Source organism: Arenimonas sp. GDDSR-1 (assembly GCF_025980345.1).
GTDB lineage: Bacteria > Pseudomonadota > Gammaproteobacteria > Xanthomonadales > Xanthomonadaceae > Arenimonas.
Genome location: NZ_JAPDUI010000020.1, coordinates 1 through 14959, shown reverse-complemented (window position 1 = coordinate 14959; position 14959 = coordinate 1). Strand labels below are relative to the sequence as shown.

The 14959-nt window shown below is 64.4% G+C and carries 15 protein-coding genes; 10 read left to right on the top strand and 5 right to left on the bottom strand.

Features of this window, described 5'->3' with window-relative positions; all coding sequences use genetic code 11:
• Window positions 1–42 precede the first annotated feature (42 nt).
• The gene (locus Q0W88_RS05040) at window positions 43–279 is read left to right on the top strand and encodes a BolA/IbaG family iron-sulfur metabolism protein (protein WP_297800728.1); all 237 of its coding nucleotides are present in this window, start codon (window positions 43–45) and stop codon (window positions 277–279) included.
• 8 nt (window positions 280–287) lie between these two features.
• The gene (murA, locus tag Q0W88_RS05035; protein WP_297800725.1) at window positions 288–1544 is read left to right on the top strand and encodes a UDP-N-acetylglucosamine 1-carboxyvinyltransferase; all 1257 of its coding nucleotides are present in this window, start codon (window positions 288–290) and stop codon (window positions 1542–1544) included.
• Here murA and Q0W88_RS05030 read toward each other — a convergent pair whose 3' ends face one another.
• Genes Q0W88_RS05030 through purM form a run of 3 tightly spaced genes read right to left on the bottom strand, consistent with a single transcriptional unit; the run spans window position 1545 to window position 3929 of the window.
• Entirely contained in the window at window positions 1545–2249 is a 705-nt protein-coding gene (locus tag Q0W88_RS05030) for a DUF3108 domain-containing protein (RefSeq protein WP_297800723.1), read from the bottom strand.
• A gap of 2 nt (window positions 2250–2251) precedes the next feature.
• Window positions 2252–2914: a phosphoribosylglycinamide formyltransferase gene (purN, locus tag Q0W88_RS05025; protein ID WP_297800720.1), complete on the bottom strand. Its 663-nt coding sequence runs from the start codon at window positions 2912–2914 to the stop codon at window positions 2252–2254.
• On the bottom strand, window positions 2892–3929 hold the full coding sequence (gene purM, locus Q0W88_RS05020; RefSeq protein ID WP_297800718.1) for a phosphoribosylformylglycinamidine cyclo-ligase: 1038 nt from the start codon (window positions 3927–3929) through the stop codon (window positions 2892–2894). Before purM ends, purN begins: the two co-directional genes overlap by 23 nt.
• A gap of 89 nt (window positions 3930–4018) precedes the next feature.
• Between purM and Q0W88_RS05015 the strand changes: the two genes are divergently transcribed.
• Genes Q0W88_RS05015 through hda form a run of 3 tightly spaced genes read left to right on the top strand, consistent with a single transcriptional unit; the run spans window position 4019 to window position 7046 of the window.
• Window positions 4019–5251, top strand: a complete 1233-nt coding sequence (locus tag Q0W88_RS05015) for a DUF2066 domain-containing protein (protein WP_297800715.1) — start codon at window positions 4019–4021, stop codon at window positions 5249–5251.
• Window positions 5252–5256: 5 nt separating this feature from the next.
• The gene (locus Q0W88_RS05010; RefSeq protein ID WP_297800711.1) at window positions 5257–6357 is read left to right on the top strand and encodes an AI-2E family transporter; all 1101 of its coding nucleotides are present in this window, start codon (window positions 5257–5259) and stop codon (window positions 6355–6357) included.
• Window positions 6354–7046 carry a DnaA regulatory inactivator Hda gene (gene hda / locus Q0W88_RS05005; RefSeq protein ID WP_297800709.1) on the top strand — a complete coding sequence of 231 codons (693 nt, stop codon included), beginning with the start codon at window positions 6354–6356 and terminating at the stop codon, window positions 7044–7046. Before Q0W88_RS05010 ends, hda begins: the two co-directional genes overlap by 4 nt.
• Here the strand turns inward: hda and murU are convergent.
• Window positions 7043–7750, bottom strand: a complete 708-nt coding sequence (gene murU / locus Q0W88_RS05000; RefSeq protein ID WP_297800707.1) for an N-acetylmuramate alpha-1-phosphate uridylyltransferase MurU — start codon at window positions 7748–7750, stop codon at window positions 7043–7045. The two genes, hda and murU, sit on opposite strands and share 4 nt — an antisense overlap.
• Window positions 7750–8751 carry a phosphotransferase gene (locus tag Q0W88_RS04995; RefSeq protein WP_297800705.1) on the bottom strand — a complete coding sequence of 334 codons (1002 nt, stop codon included), beginning with the start codon at window positions 8749–8751 and terminating at the stop codon, window positions 7750–7752. The genes murU and Q0W88_RS04995 overlap by 1 nt, the downstream gene beginning before the upstream one ends.
• Window positions 8752–8835: 84 nt before the next feature.
• On the opposite strand from Q0W88_RS04995, the gene Q0W88_RS04990 reads away from it, so the two are divergent.
• The 5 genes from Q0W88_RS04990 to Q0W88_RS04970 all read left to right on the top strand — a co-directional run.
• Window positions 8836–10260 (top strand): mannose-1-phosphate guanylyltransferase/mannose-6-phosphate isomerase, encoded by a 1425-nt coding sequence (locus Q0W88_RS04990; protein WP_297800702.1) that lies wholly within the window; start codon window positions 8836–8838, stop codon window positions 10258–10260.
• Window positions 10257–11060, top strand: coding sequence for a CpsB/CapC family capsule biosynthesis tyrosine phosphatase (locus tag Q0W88_RS04985; RefSeq protein WP_297800701.1), 804 nt, complete (start codon window positions 10257–10259; stop codon window positions 11058–11060). Before Q0W88_RS04990 ends, Q0W88_RS04985 begins: the two co-directional genes overlap by 4 nt.
• A gap of 14 nt (window positions 11061–11074) precedes the next feature.
• On the top strand, window positions 11075–11791 hold the full coding sequence (locus Q0W88_RS04980; protein WP_297800699.1) for a polysaccharide biosynthesis/export family protein: 717 nt from the start codon (window positions 11075–11077) through the stop codon (window positions 11789–11791).
• A gap of 27 nt (window positions 11792–11818) precedes the next feature.
• On the top strand, window positions 11819–14113 hold the full coding sequence (locus Q0W88_RS04975) for a polysaccharide biosynthesis tyrosine autokinase (RefSeq protein WP_297800696.1): 2295 nt from the start codon (window positions 11819–11821) through the stop codon (window positions 14111–14113).
• Window positions 14110–14959, top strand: an 850-nt coding sequence (locus Q0W88_RS04970) for a J domain-containing protein (protein WP_297800692.1), incomplete at its 3' end; no start/stop codon positions are given. The genes Q0W88_RS04975 and Q0W88_RS04970, both read left to right, overlap by 4 nt.

The window sequence follows — 14959 nt, the reverse complement described above, 5'->3', positions numbered from 1 at the left end:
CATGTCGCCTTATTGTACGACTTATGATGCGAGCGTGTGCGGATGTCTCCCGAGACCATAGCCCAGATGATTCAAGCCGGTCTGCCCGGTGCCCAGGTCGAGGTATTCGGTGATGACGGCGTGCACTTCGAGGCCCTGATCGTGCACGAGGCCTTTGCCGGCAAACTGCCGCTGGCCCGTCACCGCATGGTGTATGCCACGCTTGGCGACAAAATGGGCGGTGAAATCCACGCGCTCGCCCTCAAAACCCTGACCCCGGCCGAAGCCGGACGTGCCTAAGGACAGCCATGGCCAAGATCATCATCAACGGCGGCGACGTACTCAACGGCGAGGTGCAGATTTCCGGCGCCAAGAATGCCGTGCTGCCCATCCTGTGCGCCACCATTCTGGCCGACGAGCCGGTGACCCTGTCGAATGTGCCGCACCTGCACGATGTGACCACCACCATCAGCCTGCTCGGCGCCCTCGGTGCCAAGATCACGGTCGATGACCACCAGACCCTGCACATCGATCCGCGTTCGGTCAACCAGACCGTGGCGCCGTATGAACTGGTCAAGACCATGCGCGCCTCGATTCTGGTGCTCGGCCCCTTGCTGGCGAAGTTCGGCCACGCCGAGGTCTCGCTGCCCGGCGGCTGCGCCATCGGTTCGCGCCCGGTCGATCTGCACATCCGCGGCATGCAGGCGCTCGGCGCCGAAGTCACCGTGGAAAACGGCTTCGTCAAAGCCAAATGCGACCGGCTCAAAGGCGGCCGTTTCGTGTTCGACATGGTCAGCGTCGGCGCCACCGAAAACGTTCTGAGCGCTGCGGTTCTGGCCCAGGGCACCACCATTTTGGAAAACTGCGCGCAGGAACCGGAAATCATCGATCTGGCCCTGTGCCTGCAGACCCTCGGCGCCCGCATCGACGGCATCGGCACCAGCACGATGACCATTGAAGGCGTTGAGCGCCTGCATGGCGGCAGCTATCAGGTCCAGGCCGACCGCATCGAAACCGGCACCTTCCTGGTGGCCGCGGCAATGACCGGCGGACGCGTGGTCTGCCGTCGCGCCCGTGCCGATTACATGGACTCCGTGTTGCAGAAGCTGGCCGAAGCCGGCGCCGACATCAGCACCACCGCCGACAGCATCACGCTCGACATGGGCGGCCGGCGTCCGAAAGCGGTCAACATCACCACCGCGCCGTATCCGGCCTTTCCGACCGACATGCAGGCCCAGTTCGCCGCGATGAACTGCATTGCCGACGGCGTCGGCGTGATCAAGGAAACCATTTTCGAAAACCGCTTCATGCACATGAACGAGCTGCAGCGACTGGGTGCCGACGTCAAGATCGACGGACATACCGCCATCGTGCGCGGCGTGCAGACGCTGACCGGTGCGCCGGTGATGGCCACCGACCTGCGCGCTTCGGCTTCCCTGGTGCTGGCCGGTCTGGTCGCCCAAGGCGAAACCGTCATCGACCGCATCTATCACATCGACCGCGGCTATGAAAACATCGAAGAGAAATTCCGCGGGCTGGGCGCCCGCATCAAACGCGTGAGCTGATCAGCGCACCGACAGGATGCGCATCTCGATGTTGTCGCCCTTGCTGTTGAGTTCCTGGATCAGCACCGGCGCGTAATCCAGCGATTTGGCGAAATAAATCCGCGTACTGCGGCCATCACTGCTCTCGCGGATGCGGTCGATGCGCACGGTATCGAGCTTGCCCAGCGCGGTGTCCAGTTTCTGTTCGCCGACGCGCTTGAAGGTATAGGTCTCCAGGCGGCCTTTGTTGATGATCCGGTACACGAACTGCGGCCCTTTGCCGGCGCGCAGGTCTTCCAGAAGTGCCAGGGTCAGGCTGTGCTGATCGAGCAGGCCGGGCGCATAGGGCACCTGACGGCGGTCTTTGCCGTCGACATATTCGTAGATTTTCGCGCCCTTCTGCAGTGCCGTGGATTTGGTGCTGGTCTTCCAGGCCACCTTGGTGTCGATGCGGCTGCTGACCAGTTCCAGTTCGCCGTTGCGGCGGATCAACTGGCTGGTTTCGGTCACGCCGGCGCCGGCCAGACTGGCCACGCCATCGGTGCCGTTGGTGCGGGTGATGAACTGCGAGAAGCCGTCGTCCTTGAGCACGTACTGCATGTCGGCGGTGCCCAGACCGGAGCCGTTGCGGTACACGCGTAATTTATAGCCGAAACCGTCCAGACTGTCGGCAAGTCCGGTGGCACTGAAGCTCAACAGCAGCAAACCGAGGGCAACACGGCGCATGGTCATTCCAGTTCGAGACGGTGATTGAGCCATGATACCCGAGTGTCCGCGCCCTCAGACAAGGTGATGCGACCCTCGGCGATGGCCCGTACAGTCGCGATTAAGAGTGGGTGTTCGATGGCAAGCACCCGTTGTGCCAGCCGTTCGGGCGTGTCATCGGGCATCACGGCGATTTTGGCCTGGCTCAGGATCCGGCCGCCGTCGAGCACGGCCTCGACCCGGTGTACGCTGGCGCCGTGTTCGGCATCGCCGGCCGCCAGGGCGCGGGCATGGGTATGCAGGCCCGGATATTTGGGCAACAGCGAAGGGTGGATGTTGATCATCGGGCAGGCTGCGGCGCGGATGCCGGTTTCCGAGATGATGCGCATGAATCCGGCGCAGACGATCAGATCGGGCGTGACCGCCGCTGCTTTCTGCATCAAGGCCGCATCGAAATCTTCGCGCGTGGCAAACGATTTCGGATCGAGGTGGCTGTGCGCAATGTGCTGCGCTTCGGCATAGGCGATGGCGCCGGAACCGGCTTTGTCGGAGAACACACCAACCAGTTGGGCGGGCAGGGCGTCATGCGTGATGGCCCGGTGCAGGGCCTGCAGATTGCTGCCGCGGCCCGAAGCGAACACCGCGATGCGCAGCGGCCGGACTTCAGGCGATGCGGGTGCGCTCATCGCCGCTGCGGGTCACCACCTGGCCGATGGTTTTGTGGCCCAGGCCCAAGGCATCGAGTGCGTTGCCGACGGCCGCCGTCTGTTCGGGGTGCACGACCAGCACGAAACCGACGCCACAGTTGAAGGTGCGCCACATTTCCGGCGCGGCGACATTGCCTTCGCGCTGCAGCCAGTCGAACACCGGTGGCAGCACCAGCGTGCTGGCTTCGATGTCGAGGCCGAGACCGTCGGGAATGACGCGGATGATGTTTTCGCTCAGACCACCGCCGGTGATGTGCGCCATGGCCGGAATGCGGTGCTGCTTGAGCAGGGCCAGAATCGGTTTGACGTACAGCTGGGTTGGTGCCATCAGTGCATCGATCAGGCGCACGCCGCCCACATCCAGATCGGCAGGACGGCCGGCGCGGTCATAGATCTTGCGGACCAGCGAATAGCCATTGGAGTGCGGGCCGGAGGAATCGATGCCGATCAGGATGTCGCCGGCGCGCACGTCGCTGCCGTCGATGATTTCGGATTTTTCCACGGCGGCTACGGTGAAGCCGGCCAGGTCATACTCACCGGGCGGATACATGTCGGGCATTTCCGCGGTTTCGCCGCCGATCAGCGCGCAGCCGCTCAGTTCGCAGCCTTTGGCGATGCCGCCGACCACGGCGACCGTGGTCTCGACATCGAGTTTGCCGGTGGCGAAGTAGTCGAGGAAGAACAGCGGCTCGGCGCCCTGCACCAGCACGTCGTTGACGCACATGGCGACCAGATCGATGCCGATGCTGTCGTGGCGGTTCAGCTGCTGTGCCAATTTCAGTTTGGTGCCGACGCCGTCGGTGCCGGACACCAGCACCGGTTCGCGGTAACGGCCGGACAGATCGAACAGCGCGCCGAAGCCGCCCAGCCCGCCCATTACTTCGGGACGGAAGGTTTTCTTGACCAGCGGTTTGATGCGTTCGACCACGGTGTTGCCGGCATCGATGTCAACGCCGGCGTCGCGGTAGCTCAGAGGGGTGTTTTCCGGGGTCACGCCATCATTCCGAAAAAAGAAAGTCGTATTCTACCAGTTAAGCGATAATAGACGGTGCAAAACCCGAAAAACTGAGGCAAGATACCTCCATGATGTCCCGTCAATTCGCCCGTATCGCCCTGTTTTCCCTGCTGATGGCGGGTGCCGGCCTGCTTGCCGCGCAGAGCGCGGGGCCGGCCAAACCGCCTGCCGCCAAAACCGCGCCCTCCGCCAAGTCGGCAATGCCGCCGGACACCGCAGAAGCCGCGCCGGTTGAACGCAAGCGTCCGGTACGCAATCCCGAACTGTACAGCACCACCGTTGAACTGCTGTCGCAGGGCGAGGCGGCGCGCAATGCCGCCTACGCACGGGCATTGGTGCAGGTCGTCAATCAGCTCACCGGCCGCACCGATACCGGCGGCAATCCGGTCATCCGCGGTGCGCTGGCCAATGCCCCGAAGTGGGTGCAGAACAGCAACGCGAGTCAGGCCGCTTCCGATACCGAGGGCAATACCCTGGTCGGCGGTGCCCCGGTGCTGAAAGCCTCGCTGCGGGTCAGCTTCGATCCCAATCCGGTCGATTCGCTGATCGCCGCCGCCGGATACCGCTACTGGACCGGCGAACGCCCGAAACCGATGCTGTGGCTCAGCATCGATGACGGCCGCGGTCCGCGTCTGGTGACCTCGCAGCAATTGAACGTGATCAAATCCCTGGCCGACCGCGGTCTGGAACGCGGCATCCGCTTTCTGGTGCCGCAGGGCACGCCGGCCGATCAGGCGGCGCTGCCGGCCATCCAGAATCTCGATGGCAAGGCCTTGGAACCGATCAATGCGCGCTACCGCAACACCACCATGCTGATCGGCAAGGTTTACCGCTCGGTCAGCGGCTGGTCGGCCTGGTGGCTGCTCTGGCAGGACGGTGCGGAACTGTCGCGCTGGCCGGTCACCGAGGCCGACGCCCGCAAGGTCATCGCCACCGGCGCCGACCGCACCGCGGACTATTTCGCCAAGCGCGATGCCCTGCCTCTGGATGCCGGCCGCGCCGGCGTGGTGCGCATGGAAATCAGCGGCGTGAACAGCCTTGCCGATTACGTGCGTGCCCTCGGATTCCTGCAGACGCACGCCTCGGTGCGCGGGGTCGATGTCGACGTCGCGATGCCCGGCAAGCTGCTGCTGCGGGTGGATCTGCGCAGCGGCGTCAATGCTTTCCGCGGTCTGATGCGCACCAACAGCACGCTGCAGCCGCTGGGCGCGGTCAGTATCGCGCTGCCGGCGGCTCCCGGCGATGCCGGCGAAGGCGTTCCGCGCACTGAATCCGTCGAACGTTATCTGTTGCGGAACTGAAGCCGATGATTCCGCTGAAATGGCAATTCCCGCTGCTGCTGACACTGCTCTGTGCCGCGGTCTGGCTGCTCAGTCCGATCCTGTCGCCGTTCATCTTCTCGCTGGTACTGGCCTGGATGGGCCTGCCCTTGGTCCGTCGTTTCGAGCGATGGGGCCTGAAGCATGACAATGCCGTGCTGTTGGCGCTGGCGGTGTTGTTCGGCGGCCTGATCCTCGGTCTGCTGATTCTGATTCCGCTGCTGTGGATGCAGCTGTCGTCGCTGGTCGACGGCGTGCCGCGTTTTCTGGTCTGGGTGCGCGAAGCGGCCTTGCCGTGGCTGGCGCATCATCTGCGCATCGATGTCGTCAATTTCTCCGACCGTGAACATTTCGAAGCCTGGATTGAACCCTACAAGAAAGATATCGGCAATGCCGCCGCCAATGTCATTGCCTATCTGACCCAGTCCTCGGCCGCCATTCTCGGCTTTCTGTCGAACATGCTGCTGGTGCCGCTGATCACCTTCTATTTCCTGCGCGACTGGCATCTGATCCTGGCCAAACTGCACCAGGCCATTCCGCGTCCGTATGAGGCCACCGTGGCACGGCTCAGCCGGGAATCGAACAGCGTGCTGGGCGGGTTCATCGACGGCCAGTTCCGCGTCATGCTGTGTCTGGGCGCGCTGTATGCCGGCGGCCTGTGGCTGGTCGGCATCGACTCGGCGCTGCTGATCGGCTTCCTGTCCGGCGCCCTGAACTTCGTGCCGTACATGGGTTTCGTGGTCGGCATCGTGCTGGCCGCCATCGCCAGCATCATCCAGTTCGGCGATGTCCAGCATCTGATCTGGGTCGGGGTGGTGTACGGCATCGGCCAGTTCACCGAGAGTTTCATCCTGACCCCGCGCATCGTCGGAGACCGCATCGGTTTGAATCCGGTCATGGTGATTTTCGTGCTGATGGCCGGCGGTCTGCTGTTCGGCTTCCTCGGCATTCTGCTGGCCTTGCCGGTCTCGGCCGTGCTCAACGTGGTGTTCAAGTACCTCTACGAAGAACGCTATCTGAAAAGCCGCATGTATGCGGCCGAACCGGCGCCGCCCAGCGCCGACCCGCCGCCAAGGCCGGACGTGTGAACGCGCAGCTGCCCTTGGCCTTCAAGGCCGGCACCGATCACCGCTTCATCGATTTTCTCGGCCAGGACGCGCTCCGGCACGCGTTCGAGCAGGCGGCGGAAGGCAAAGCCGAACATCACATCTTTCTGGTCGGTGCCCAGGGCGCCGGCAAAACCCATCTGCTGCGTGCCAGCGCCAGCCATGCCCTGGCGCTGGGCCGGAGTGCGGTGTATGTGCCGTTGACCCGTGCGTCCGGAATGCTGGGCGATGTGCTGGACGGCTTGAACGGTCTGGCACTGGTGTGTCTGGACGATGTGCAGGCATTGGCCGGCAACCGCGCCGCCGAAGAAGCCCTGTTCCATTTCTACAATCGTGCCGGTGCCGAGGGCATGCGTCTGCTGTTCGCCGCCGATGCCATGCCGGTCCAGCTCGGCATCACCCTGCCGGACCTGGTGTCGCGCCTGGAGCAGGGCCTGCGGCTGAGCGCCGAGGTGCTCGATGAACACGGCAAGCGCCGCGTGCTGCAGCGCCGCGCCGCCGGCCGCGGCCTGCAGATGGACGATGCGGTGCTGGATTATCTGTTCAGCCGCGTCAGCCGCGATCTGCATGCCCTGAGCCAACTGCTGGATCGGCTCGATCACGCCAGTCTGGCCGCGCAGCGGCGCCTGACGGTGCCGTTCATCAAGTCGGTGTTGAACAGCGCCGATTAGCCGCGTCGCGAATCCGCGCGCAGGCTTTGATCCAATTCCGCCAAGCGTTCCGGGGTGCCGACATCGGTCCATGCCCCGCGATGATGTTCGCCGGTAATTTTTCCGGCATGCATGGCGGCGCGCAGGATCGGAGCCAGTTTGAAGCGCGGGTGCGCCACGCCGGGTTGCTGCCAGTCGTTTCGGCAATCCAGCAGCAATTCCGGGCGGTAGAGGCCGATGCCGGAGAAGGTCAGCCGTGATTCGCCTTCGGAGGCCAAACGGCCATCGGCCTGCAGCGCGAAATCCCCTTTCGGGTTGTGCCCGGGATTGTCGACCATGACCAGATGCGCCAAGCCTGCGGGAGCGTGCGGCAGTCGGGTGAAATCATAGTCGCAGAACACATCGCCGTTCACCGCCAGAAACGGCGCGCCGTCCATCTGTCCGATGGCCTTGGCCATGCCGCCGCCGGTCTCCAGCGGCTCACGGCCTTCATACGAATACACCAGCTCCAGACCCCAACGGCGGCCATCGCCGAGCGCGGGTTCGAAACACTCGGCCAGCCAGGACGTGTTGATGACCGCCCGGCGCACGCCGATGCCGGCCAGTTTTTCCAGATGCCATTCGATCAGGCGCTTGCCGCCCACGGCGAGCAGGGGCTTGGGCGTGGTTTCGGTCAGCGGGCGCATGCGCTCGCCTTTGCCGGCCGCGAAAATCAGCGCGTCCATCAGGCGCTCGGCAGACGCAGATCGCGGCCGCCGATGGCCTGTTCGATCAGATCGATCAGCGCCGCGGTTTCCGGATACTTGCGGCCGATGTCGCGGGTGTACTGCCAGACCAGCGGCAGGTCGTTGAGGTAACCGGCTTTGCCGTCGCGGTAATACAGGCGGCAGAAAATGCCGAGCACCTTGATGTGGCGCTGCAGGCCCATCAGATCGAAGGCGCGCAGGAAGCGTTCCGGACCGCCGGTGCGCAGGCCGGCGGCTTCGGCGCGTTCGCGGTAATGCTCGACCCAGGTTTCCACCCGCTCGATCGGCCAGGCGATGTAGCAGTCGCGCAGGATCGACACCAGATCGTAGGTCATCGGGCCGCGCACGGCATCCTGGAAATCGAGGATGCCGGGTTTTCCGGAGTCATCGATCAGCAGATTGCGCGAATGGTAATCGCGGTGCACGAACACCTGGGTCTGCGCCGTGGCGCTGGTCACCAGGGCGCGGAACGCGGTTTCGATCACATCCCATTGCCCGCAACTCGGGGTGAAACCCAGGTGGCGTTCGAACAGCCAGGTCGGCATCAGTTCCATCTCGGTGACCAGGCGCGCTTCATCGTAGGGCGGAAGATCGTCGCAGGCCACGCGGGTCTGCATCTCCAGCAGGGCATCGAGGGCCTGCCCGTAAAGCGTGTTTACCGTCTGTTCATTGAGTTCCGGCAGAAACAGGCGCGTGCCCAGATCGCTCATCAGCACGAAACCGTTTTCGGCATCCACGCCGCGGATCAGCGGCGCATTCAATCCGGCATCGGTCAGGCGCTTGGCCATCGCCAGCCACGGCCCGGTGTCTTCCTTGTCCGGCGGCGCATCCATCACGATCCAGGTGCGGCCGCCGCTGTGGCCGCGCCAGTAACTGCGGAAGCTGGCATCGGCCGACGCGCTTTCCAGCTGCAGCGTGGCGTCGTCGAGGACGGTCTGGGCCCAGAGCAGGCGTTGGGCGGGACGTTGGAAGGCAGTCATGCGTGGCTAGGAATTTCTCAGGTGGGAGCAGGGGCGGAATGGTGGTTTAATAGACATGATACTGGAAGCTGTAGGGAAGTACCGATGAATTCGATCACGCCGGTGATATTGTCCGGGGGCTCCGGCACCCGTTTGTGGCCCTTGTCGCGCGAAGCGCACCCCAAACAATTCCTGCCGGTCATCGGCGCACATTCCTTGCTGCAGGCGACCGCATTGCGTCTGCGCGGGCTGTCGGCGCAGGCCCCGATTGTGGTCGCCAACGAAAGTCACCGCTTCCTGGTCGCCGAACAGCTGCAGGCCATCGGTGTGCCCGCCGGCGCACTGTTGCTGGAACCGGTCGGCCGCAATACCGCGCCGGCCATCGCCGCTGCTGCGTTCCAGGCGCTGAGCGCCGATGCCGAGGCGGTGCTGCTGGTGATGCCGTCCGATCACGCCATTACCGATGTCGAGGGCTTTCAGGCCGCGGTGGTTCAAGCCTTGCCGGCCGCAGAAGGCGGCGCCGTGGTCACCTTCGGTATCGTGCCGGAAGCGCCGGAAACCGGCTTCGGCTACATCAAGGCCAAGGCCGGGGAGGGCGTGCGCGGCATCGAGCGCTTTGTGGAAAAACCCGACATCGCCACTGCCGAAGCATATGTGGCCTCCGGCGATTATTTCTGGAACTCCGGCATGTTCCTGTTCAAGGCCCGCGTCTATCTCGACGAATTGGCCAAGACCCATCCCTTGATGGTGGAATTGGCCGAGACCGCCGTGGCCAAGGCGCAACGCGATGCCGACTTCATCCGTCTGGACAAAGATGCATTCAGCGCCATGGCCTCGGATTCGATCGACTATGCGGTCATGGAAAAAACCCGCGCCGGCTTCGTGCTGCCGATCCGCGTCGGCTGGAGCGATGTCGGTTCCTGGCAGGCGCTCTGGCAGGTGGCCGAGCAGGACGGCGACGGCAACGCCCATCACGGCGATGTGCTGGCCCTGGATTGCCGCAACACCCTGGCCATGGGCGAAAAGCGCCTGCTGGCCCTGCTGGGATTGGATGACATCGTGGTGGTCGACACCGACGATGCCGTGCTGGTCGCGCACAAGGACCGCGTGCAGGAAGTCAAAGACATAGTCGCGCGGCTGAAAGCCGAACAGCGCCCGCAGGCGACCTGGCACCGGAAAGTGTTCCGGCCCTGGGGCAATTACGATTCGGTCGATGCCGGCGCGCGCTTCCAGGTCAAACGCATCGTGGTCAAACCCGGCGCCGCGCTCAGTCTGCAGATGCACCACCATCGCGCCGAACACTGGATCGTGGTCAGCGGTACCGCGCGGGTGACCTGCGACGACAAGGTGTTCATGCTTTCGGAAAACCAGAGCACCTATATTCCGCTGGGCAGCGTGCACCGCCTGGAAAATCCCGGCAATATCCCGCTGGAGCTGATTGAAGTGCAGTCCGGCGGCTATCTGGGCGAAGACGACATCGTGCGCTTCGAAGACGTCTACGGCCGTTCACCGGACACCCAGAGCCCGTGATCGATCTGCACTGCCATATCCTGCCCGGCATCGACGACGGTGCGCCGGATCTGGCGGTGGCGCTGGCCATGGCGCGTTGCGCGGTGGACGACGGCATCACCGTCACCGCCTGCACGCCGCACATCTATCCGGGCCTGTATGAAAACAGCGCCGACGGCATCCGCGCCGCCATCGCCGCGTTCCGCACGGCGCTGGCCGAAGCCGGCATTCCGCTGCGGCTGGTGGAAGGCGCCGACACCCATCTGGCCCCCGATCTGCTCGACGGATTGCGCGCCGACCGCATTCCGCGCCTCAACGGTTCACGCTATTTCCTGTTCGAACCGCCGCATCACGTGGCGCCGCCACGCCTGGAAGAATCGGTGTTCGCCCTGGTGGCGGCCGGCTATGTGCCGGTGGTCACCCATCCCGAGCGGCTGACCTGGATCGAGGAGCATTACCCGGTGTTCAAGCGCTTGGTGGCTTCCGGCGCCTGGATGCAGCTGACTTCCGGCAGCCTGACCGGCCGCTACGGGCCGCGCCCGAAATACTGGGCCGAGCGCATCCTCGACGAGGGCTTCTGCCACATCCTCGCCACCGACGCCCACCATATCGACCGTCGGCCGCCCCTGCTGGCCGAAGCCCGCACCGCCGCCGCCCGCCGCCTGGGCGCCGAAGCGGCCACGCATCTGGTGGTGACAAGACCCCAAGGCATCCTTGATAATGTGCCAGCCCCTTTGTTGCCGCCCTTGCCGGAGGCCCGGGTCGCCGATGGCCCGGAGCGGCCGTTCTGGCGCGGTCTGTTCCGACGCAAACCCCACTGAGTGAACGGAATCCCATGAAACGACTTGCCCGATCCCTGATTCCCGCACTGCTGCTGGCCGCCGGCCTGGCCTCGGCCGCCGATCCCGCGCCGGCGGTGCCGGTCAAGAAGGTCGCCGAATCGGTTGAATTGGCGCTGCCCGACAATATCTCGATCAAGGGCGTGTACAGCGGCAGCACCGAGTACCGTATCGGTCCGCAGGATCTGCTGGAAGTGTCGGTGTTCCTCAATGAAGACCTCAAACGCGAAGTGCGGGTCAACAGCGTCGGGCAGATCTCGCTGCCGCTGATCGGTACCGTGCTGGCCGGCGGCAAAACCGTGGAAGAACTCGAGCAGGAACTGATGGCGTCTTACGGCAAATCGCTGCTGCAGAATCCGCAGATCAACGTGTTCATCAAGGAATTCACCAGCCAGCGGGTCACCATCGAGGGCGCGGTCAACAAATCCGGCATCTACCCGATCAAGGGCAAGACCAGTCTGCTGCAGGCCATCGCCCTGGCTGAAGGCATCGACATGAATCTGGCCCAGCTCGATTCGATTCTGGTGTTCCGCACCGTCAACGGCCAGCGCATGGCGGCCAAGTTCGATCTGAACCTGATCCGCAAGGGCGATGCCGCCGATCCGCAGATCTTCGGCGACGACATCATCGTGGTCGGCGTGTCCAACCGCAAGTGGGCCTACCGCAAATTCCTGGAAAGCATTCCGCTGGTGAATGCCTTCATCCTGTACTGATCCGCGCCGCATCCACCGAGACTTCGCATGACGCAGAATTCCGATCCGTCCGACAGCCCCAGCGGCAACGCCCTGCCGATCCGCCGCGACAGCACCGGCGGCGAGCTGGCGGCGTACGCGCCGGGCGTGCTCAGCACCGATGTGCTGAACGCCGACCAGGACGAATTCAACATCGACCTGATGGGCCTGTGGCACATCCTGATGAAACGGCGCTGGACCATCGCCGCCACGGTCGGCATCGTGTTCGTGTTCGCGCTGGTGGCCTCGCTGATGATCACCCCGGTGTACCGGGCCACGGCTTCGGTGCAGATCGACCGCGAGCTGATGAACATCACCAACAACGATGCCAACCCGATGGCGGGTTTCATCAACGACCCGAACTACCTGAACACCCAGTACCAGCTGCTGCAGAGCCGCGAACTGGCCTCGCGCGTGCTCAGCGATATCGGATTCCAGAACCAGAAGCGTTTCGAAAGCGTGTTCCAGCCCTCGGCCGCCAGCCAGATCAAAAGCTGGTTCGGCGCCGGCGCGCCCCCCGGAAAGACCGACCCGGCCGCGGAAAAGGCCAAGGCCCTGCGCCGCGTCGATGCCTTCAAGAGCGGCTACACCATCGAACCGGTGCGCAACACCCGGCTGGTCAAGATCCACTACAACAGCACCGATCCGGGATTTGCCATCCTGTCGGCCAACAGCCTGGCCGAGGCGTTCCAGAGCCGCAATCTGGAAACCCGCTTCGAGACGTCCAGTTACGCCAAGAGTTACCTGGAAGACCAGCTCAAGCAGCTGAAAATCAAACTGGAGGATTCCGAGGCGCAGCTGGTGCGTTTCGCCGCCAAGGAGCAGATCGTCAGTTCCGGCGATGAGGCCGACGGGACCCTGCCGGAACAGAACCTCGGCGCGCTCAATGCCGCGCTGGCCAAAGCCAAGGAAGAACGCATCCGCGCCCAGTCGCAGTGGTCGCAGGCGCAGTCCAGCGTCGGCATGGTCACCTTCGGAGCCACCGGCGGCAATTCGATCGTGCGCTCCTTGATGGAATCGCGGTCCAAGCTGATGGCCGATTACCAGAACAAGCTCAGCCAGTTCAAGCCGGGCTACCCGGCCATGCTGCAGCTCAAAGCGCAGATCGACGAAACCGACAAGCAGATCGCGGCCGAAATCGCCGCCATCAAATCGGCCATCCGGGCCGAATACGAGGCCGCCCAGCAGAACGAAAACATGATCGTGGCCCAGATCGGTTCGCTCAAGGGCGAAGCGCTGGATCTGAAGAGCCGCTCGATCCAGTACAACATCTTCAAGCGCGAGGTCGATACCAACCGCCAGCTGTACGAAGCCACCCTGCAGCGCTACAAGGAAATCGGCGTAGCCGCCGGCGTCGGCCTGAACAACATCCTGATCGTCGACAAGGCGGTCAGCGCCAATAAATACCGCCCGAACATTCCGCTCAATCTGGCGGTGGCGCTGTTGCTCGGGCTGGTGCTCGGCCTGCTGTTGGTGCTGCTGCTGGAATACATGGACGACACCCTGAAGAATTCCGAGGACGTGGAAAAACGCCTGAGTCTGGCCGTGCTCGGGGTGATTCCGAAACTCAAGGCCGGACAGACCCTGGAGGCGGTCACCGCCGATGTGCGCTCGGCCTTCGCCGAGGCCTACCGTTCGGTGCGCACCGCGCTGCAGTTCGCCACCGCCACCGGCGTGCCGCGCAGCCTGCTGATCACCAGCGCCTCGCCGAGCGAGGGCAAGACCACCGCGGCGGTCACCATCGCCCGCAACTTCAGCCAGATCGGCAAGCGCGTGCTGCTGATCGACTCCGACATGCGCAAGCCCTCGATGCACAAGAAGATGGGCATCGACAACGAAATCGGCCTGAGCAATTACCTGGCCGGCGCCGCTACGCTCGAAACCATCATCCGCGAGACCGACTATCCGGGACTGCGCGTGGTCACCACCGGGCCGCTGCCGCCGAATCCGGCCGAACTGCTGCACGATGACAACATGCGCCGGTTGCTGGCGCACGGTCTGCAGCATTTCGACCAGATCATCATCGACGGTCCGCCGGTGATGGGTCTGGCCGATGCGCCGATTCTCTCTTCGGGGGTGGAAGGCGTGCTGCTGGTGATCGAGGCCGGAGTCACCCGCAAGGTCATCGCCGCCAACGCGGTCAAGCGCCTGCTCTCGGCGCGTGCGCGTCTGGTCGGCGTGCTGATCAACAAGTTCGAAGCCAAGCATGCGGCCTACGGCTACGGCTATGGCTATGGTGCCGACTACGGGGCCTACAACTACTACAGCTACGGCGGCAATACTCCGAAAAAACTGACCCGATGAGTGCATCCACGGCCCTGCAGCAGGCATTGCGGTTGCGCGATCAGCCGGACCTGCTGACGGGCCTGCAACGCGCGCCGCTGCCGCCGGAAATGACGGCGCTGATCCGCACCGCCACCGATGACGGTACTTCCACGCCAACGGAGCGTGCCGCCGCGGCCGCATTCCTGCAGCAGGTCTGCCTGCATGCCGGCGCCGATGCCCGCCGCTGTCTGGGGTTGCGCGCCGACGACGATCTGACGACCGCGCGCACGCACCATCGCCTGCTGATCCGCTGGCTGCATCCGGACCGCAATCCCGATGATCAAGTGTTGGCCGAGCGCGTCAACAGCGCCTGGACCGCGTTGAAGCATCCGCCGCCTTCGCCTCCGGCCTTGCCCGAGGCCGGCATGCCGCCGCAGGGGCAGGCACGCAGCCGCTTTCCGGTTTTTCTCGGACTCCTGCTGGCGGGGGCCTTGCTGCTGTTGGCGGTCAGTCTGCTGCCCGAGGCGCCGGTGTATGTGGCGCCTACCGACAAACCGACGGCGGCATCGGCCACTGTGGAGGCCTTGCCCGCCGCGGCATGGCCCGCGCCGATCATTCGCCCAACGAAGACGCGCCCCGCACCGCCCCCGGTGGCGTCCCGCGCCGCGCCGGCTGCGACAGTGGCAGCGCCGGAAAAAAAACCGATAGTGCCGGCCGCGCGGCAAAACCATGCGCCGCCTTCAACGCTGAAAACCGCGACCGCCATGCCGCTGCCGAAACCGGTTCCAGTTGCCGCGCCGGTGCCGGAAGCAATCAGCGCCGAAGAAGCCGAGGCCTTGCTGCAGCAATACCAGGCGCACTACAGCGCCGGCAATCTGGCCGGGT

Excerpts from the sequence above, each read along its gene's own strand:
- Q0W88_RS05040 (WP_297800728.1), top strand. The coding sequence starts at position 43 with ATGTCTCCCGAGACCATAGCCCAGATGATTCAAGCCGGTCTGCCCGGT.
- murA (WP_297800725.1), top strand. The coding sequence starts at position 288 with ATGGCCAAGATCATCATCAACGGCGGCGACGTACTCAACGGCGAGGTG.
- Q0W88_RS05030 (WP_297800723.1), bottom strand. The coding sequence starts at position 2,249 with ATGCGCCGTGTTGCCCTCGGTTTGCTGCTGTTGAGCTTCAGTGCCACC.
- purN (WP_297800720.1), bottom strand. The coding sequence starts at position 2,914 with ATGAGCGCACCCGCATCGCCTGAAGTCCGGCCGCTGCGCATCGCGGTG.
- Q0W88_RS05015 (WP_297800715.1), top strand. The coding sequence starts at position 4,019 with ATGATGTCCCGTCAATTCGCCCGTATCGCCCTGTTTTCCCTGCTGATG.
- Q0W88_RS05010 (WP_297800711.1), top strand. The coding sequence starts at position 5,257 with ATGATTCCGCTGAAATGGCAATTCCCGCTGCTGCTGACACTGCTCTGT.
- murU (WP_297800707.1), bottom strand. The coding sequence starts at position 7,750 with ATGGACGCGCTGATTTTCGCGGCCGGCAAAGGCGAGCGCATGCGCCCG.
- Q0W88_RS04995 (WP_297800705.1), bottom strand. The coding sequence starts at position 8,751 with ATGACTGCCTTCCAACGTCCCGCCCAACGCCTGCTCTGGGCCCAGACC.
- Q0W88_RS04990 (WP_297800702.1), top strand. The coding sequence starts at position 8,836 with ATGAATTCGATCACGCCGGTGATATTGTCCGGGGGCTCCGGCACCCGT.
- Q0W88_RS04980 (WP_297800699.1), top strand. The coding sequence starts at position 11,075 with ATGAAACGACTTGCCCGATCCCTGATTCCCGCACTGCTGCTGGCCGCC.
- Q0W88_RS04975 (WP_297800696.1), top strand. The coding sequence starts at position 11,819 with ATGACGCAGAATTCCGATCCGTCCGACAGCCCCAGCGGCAACGCCCTG.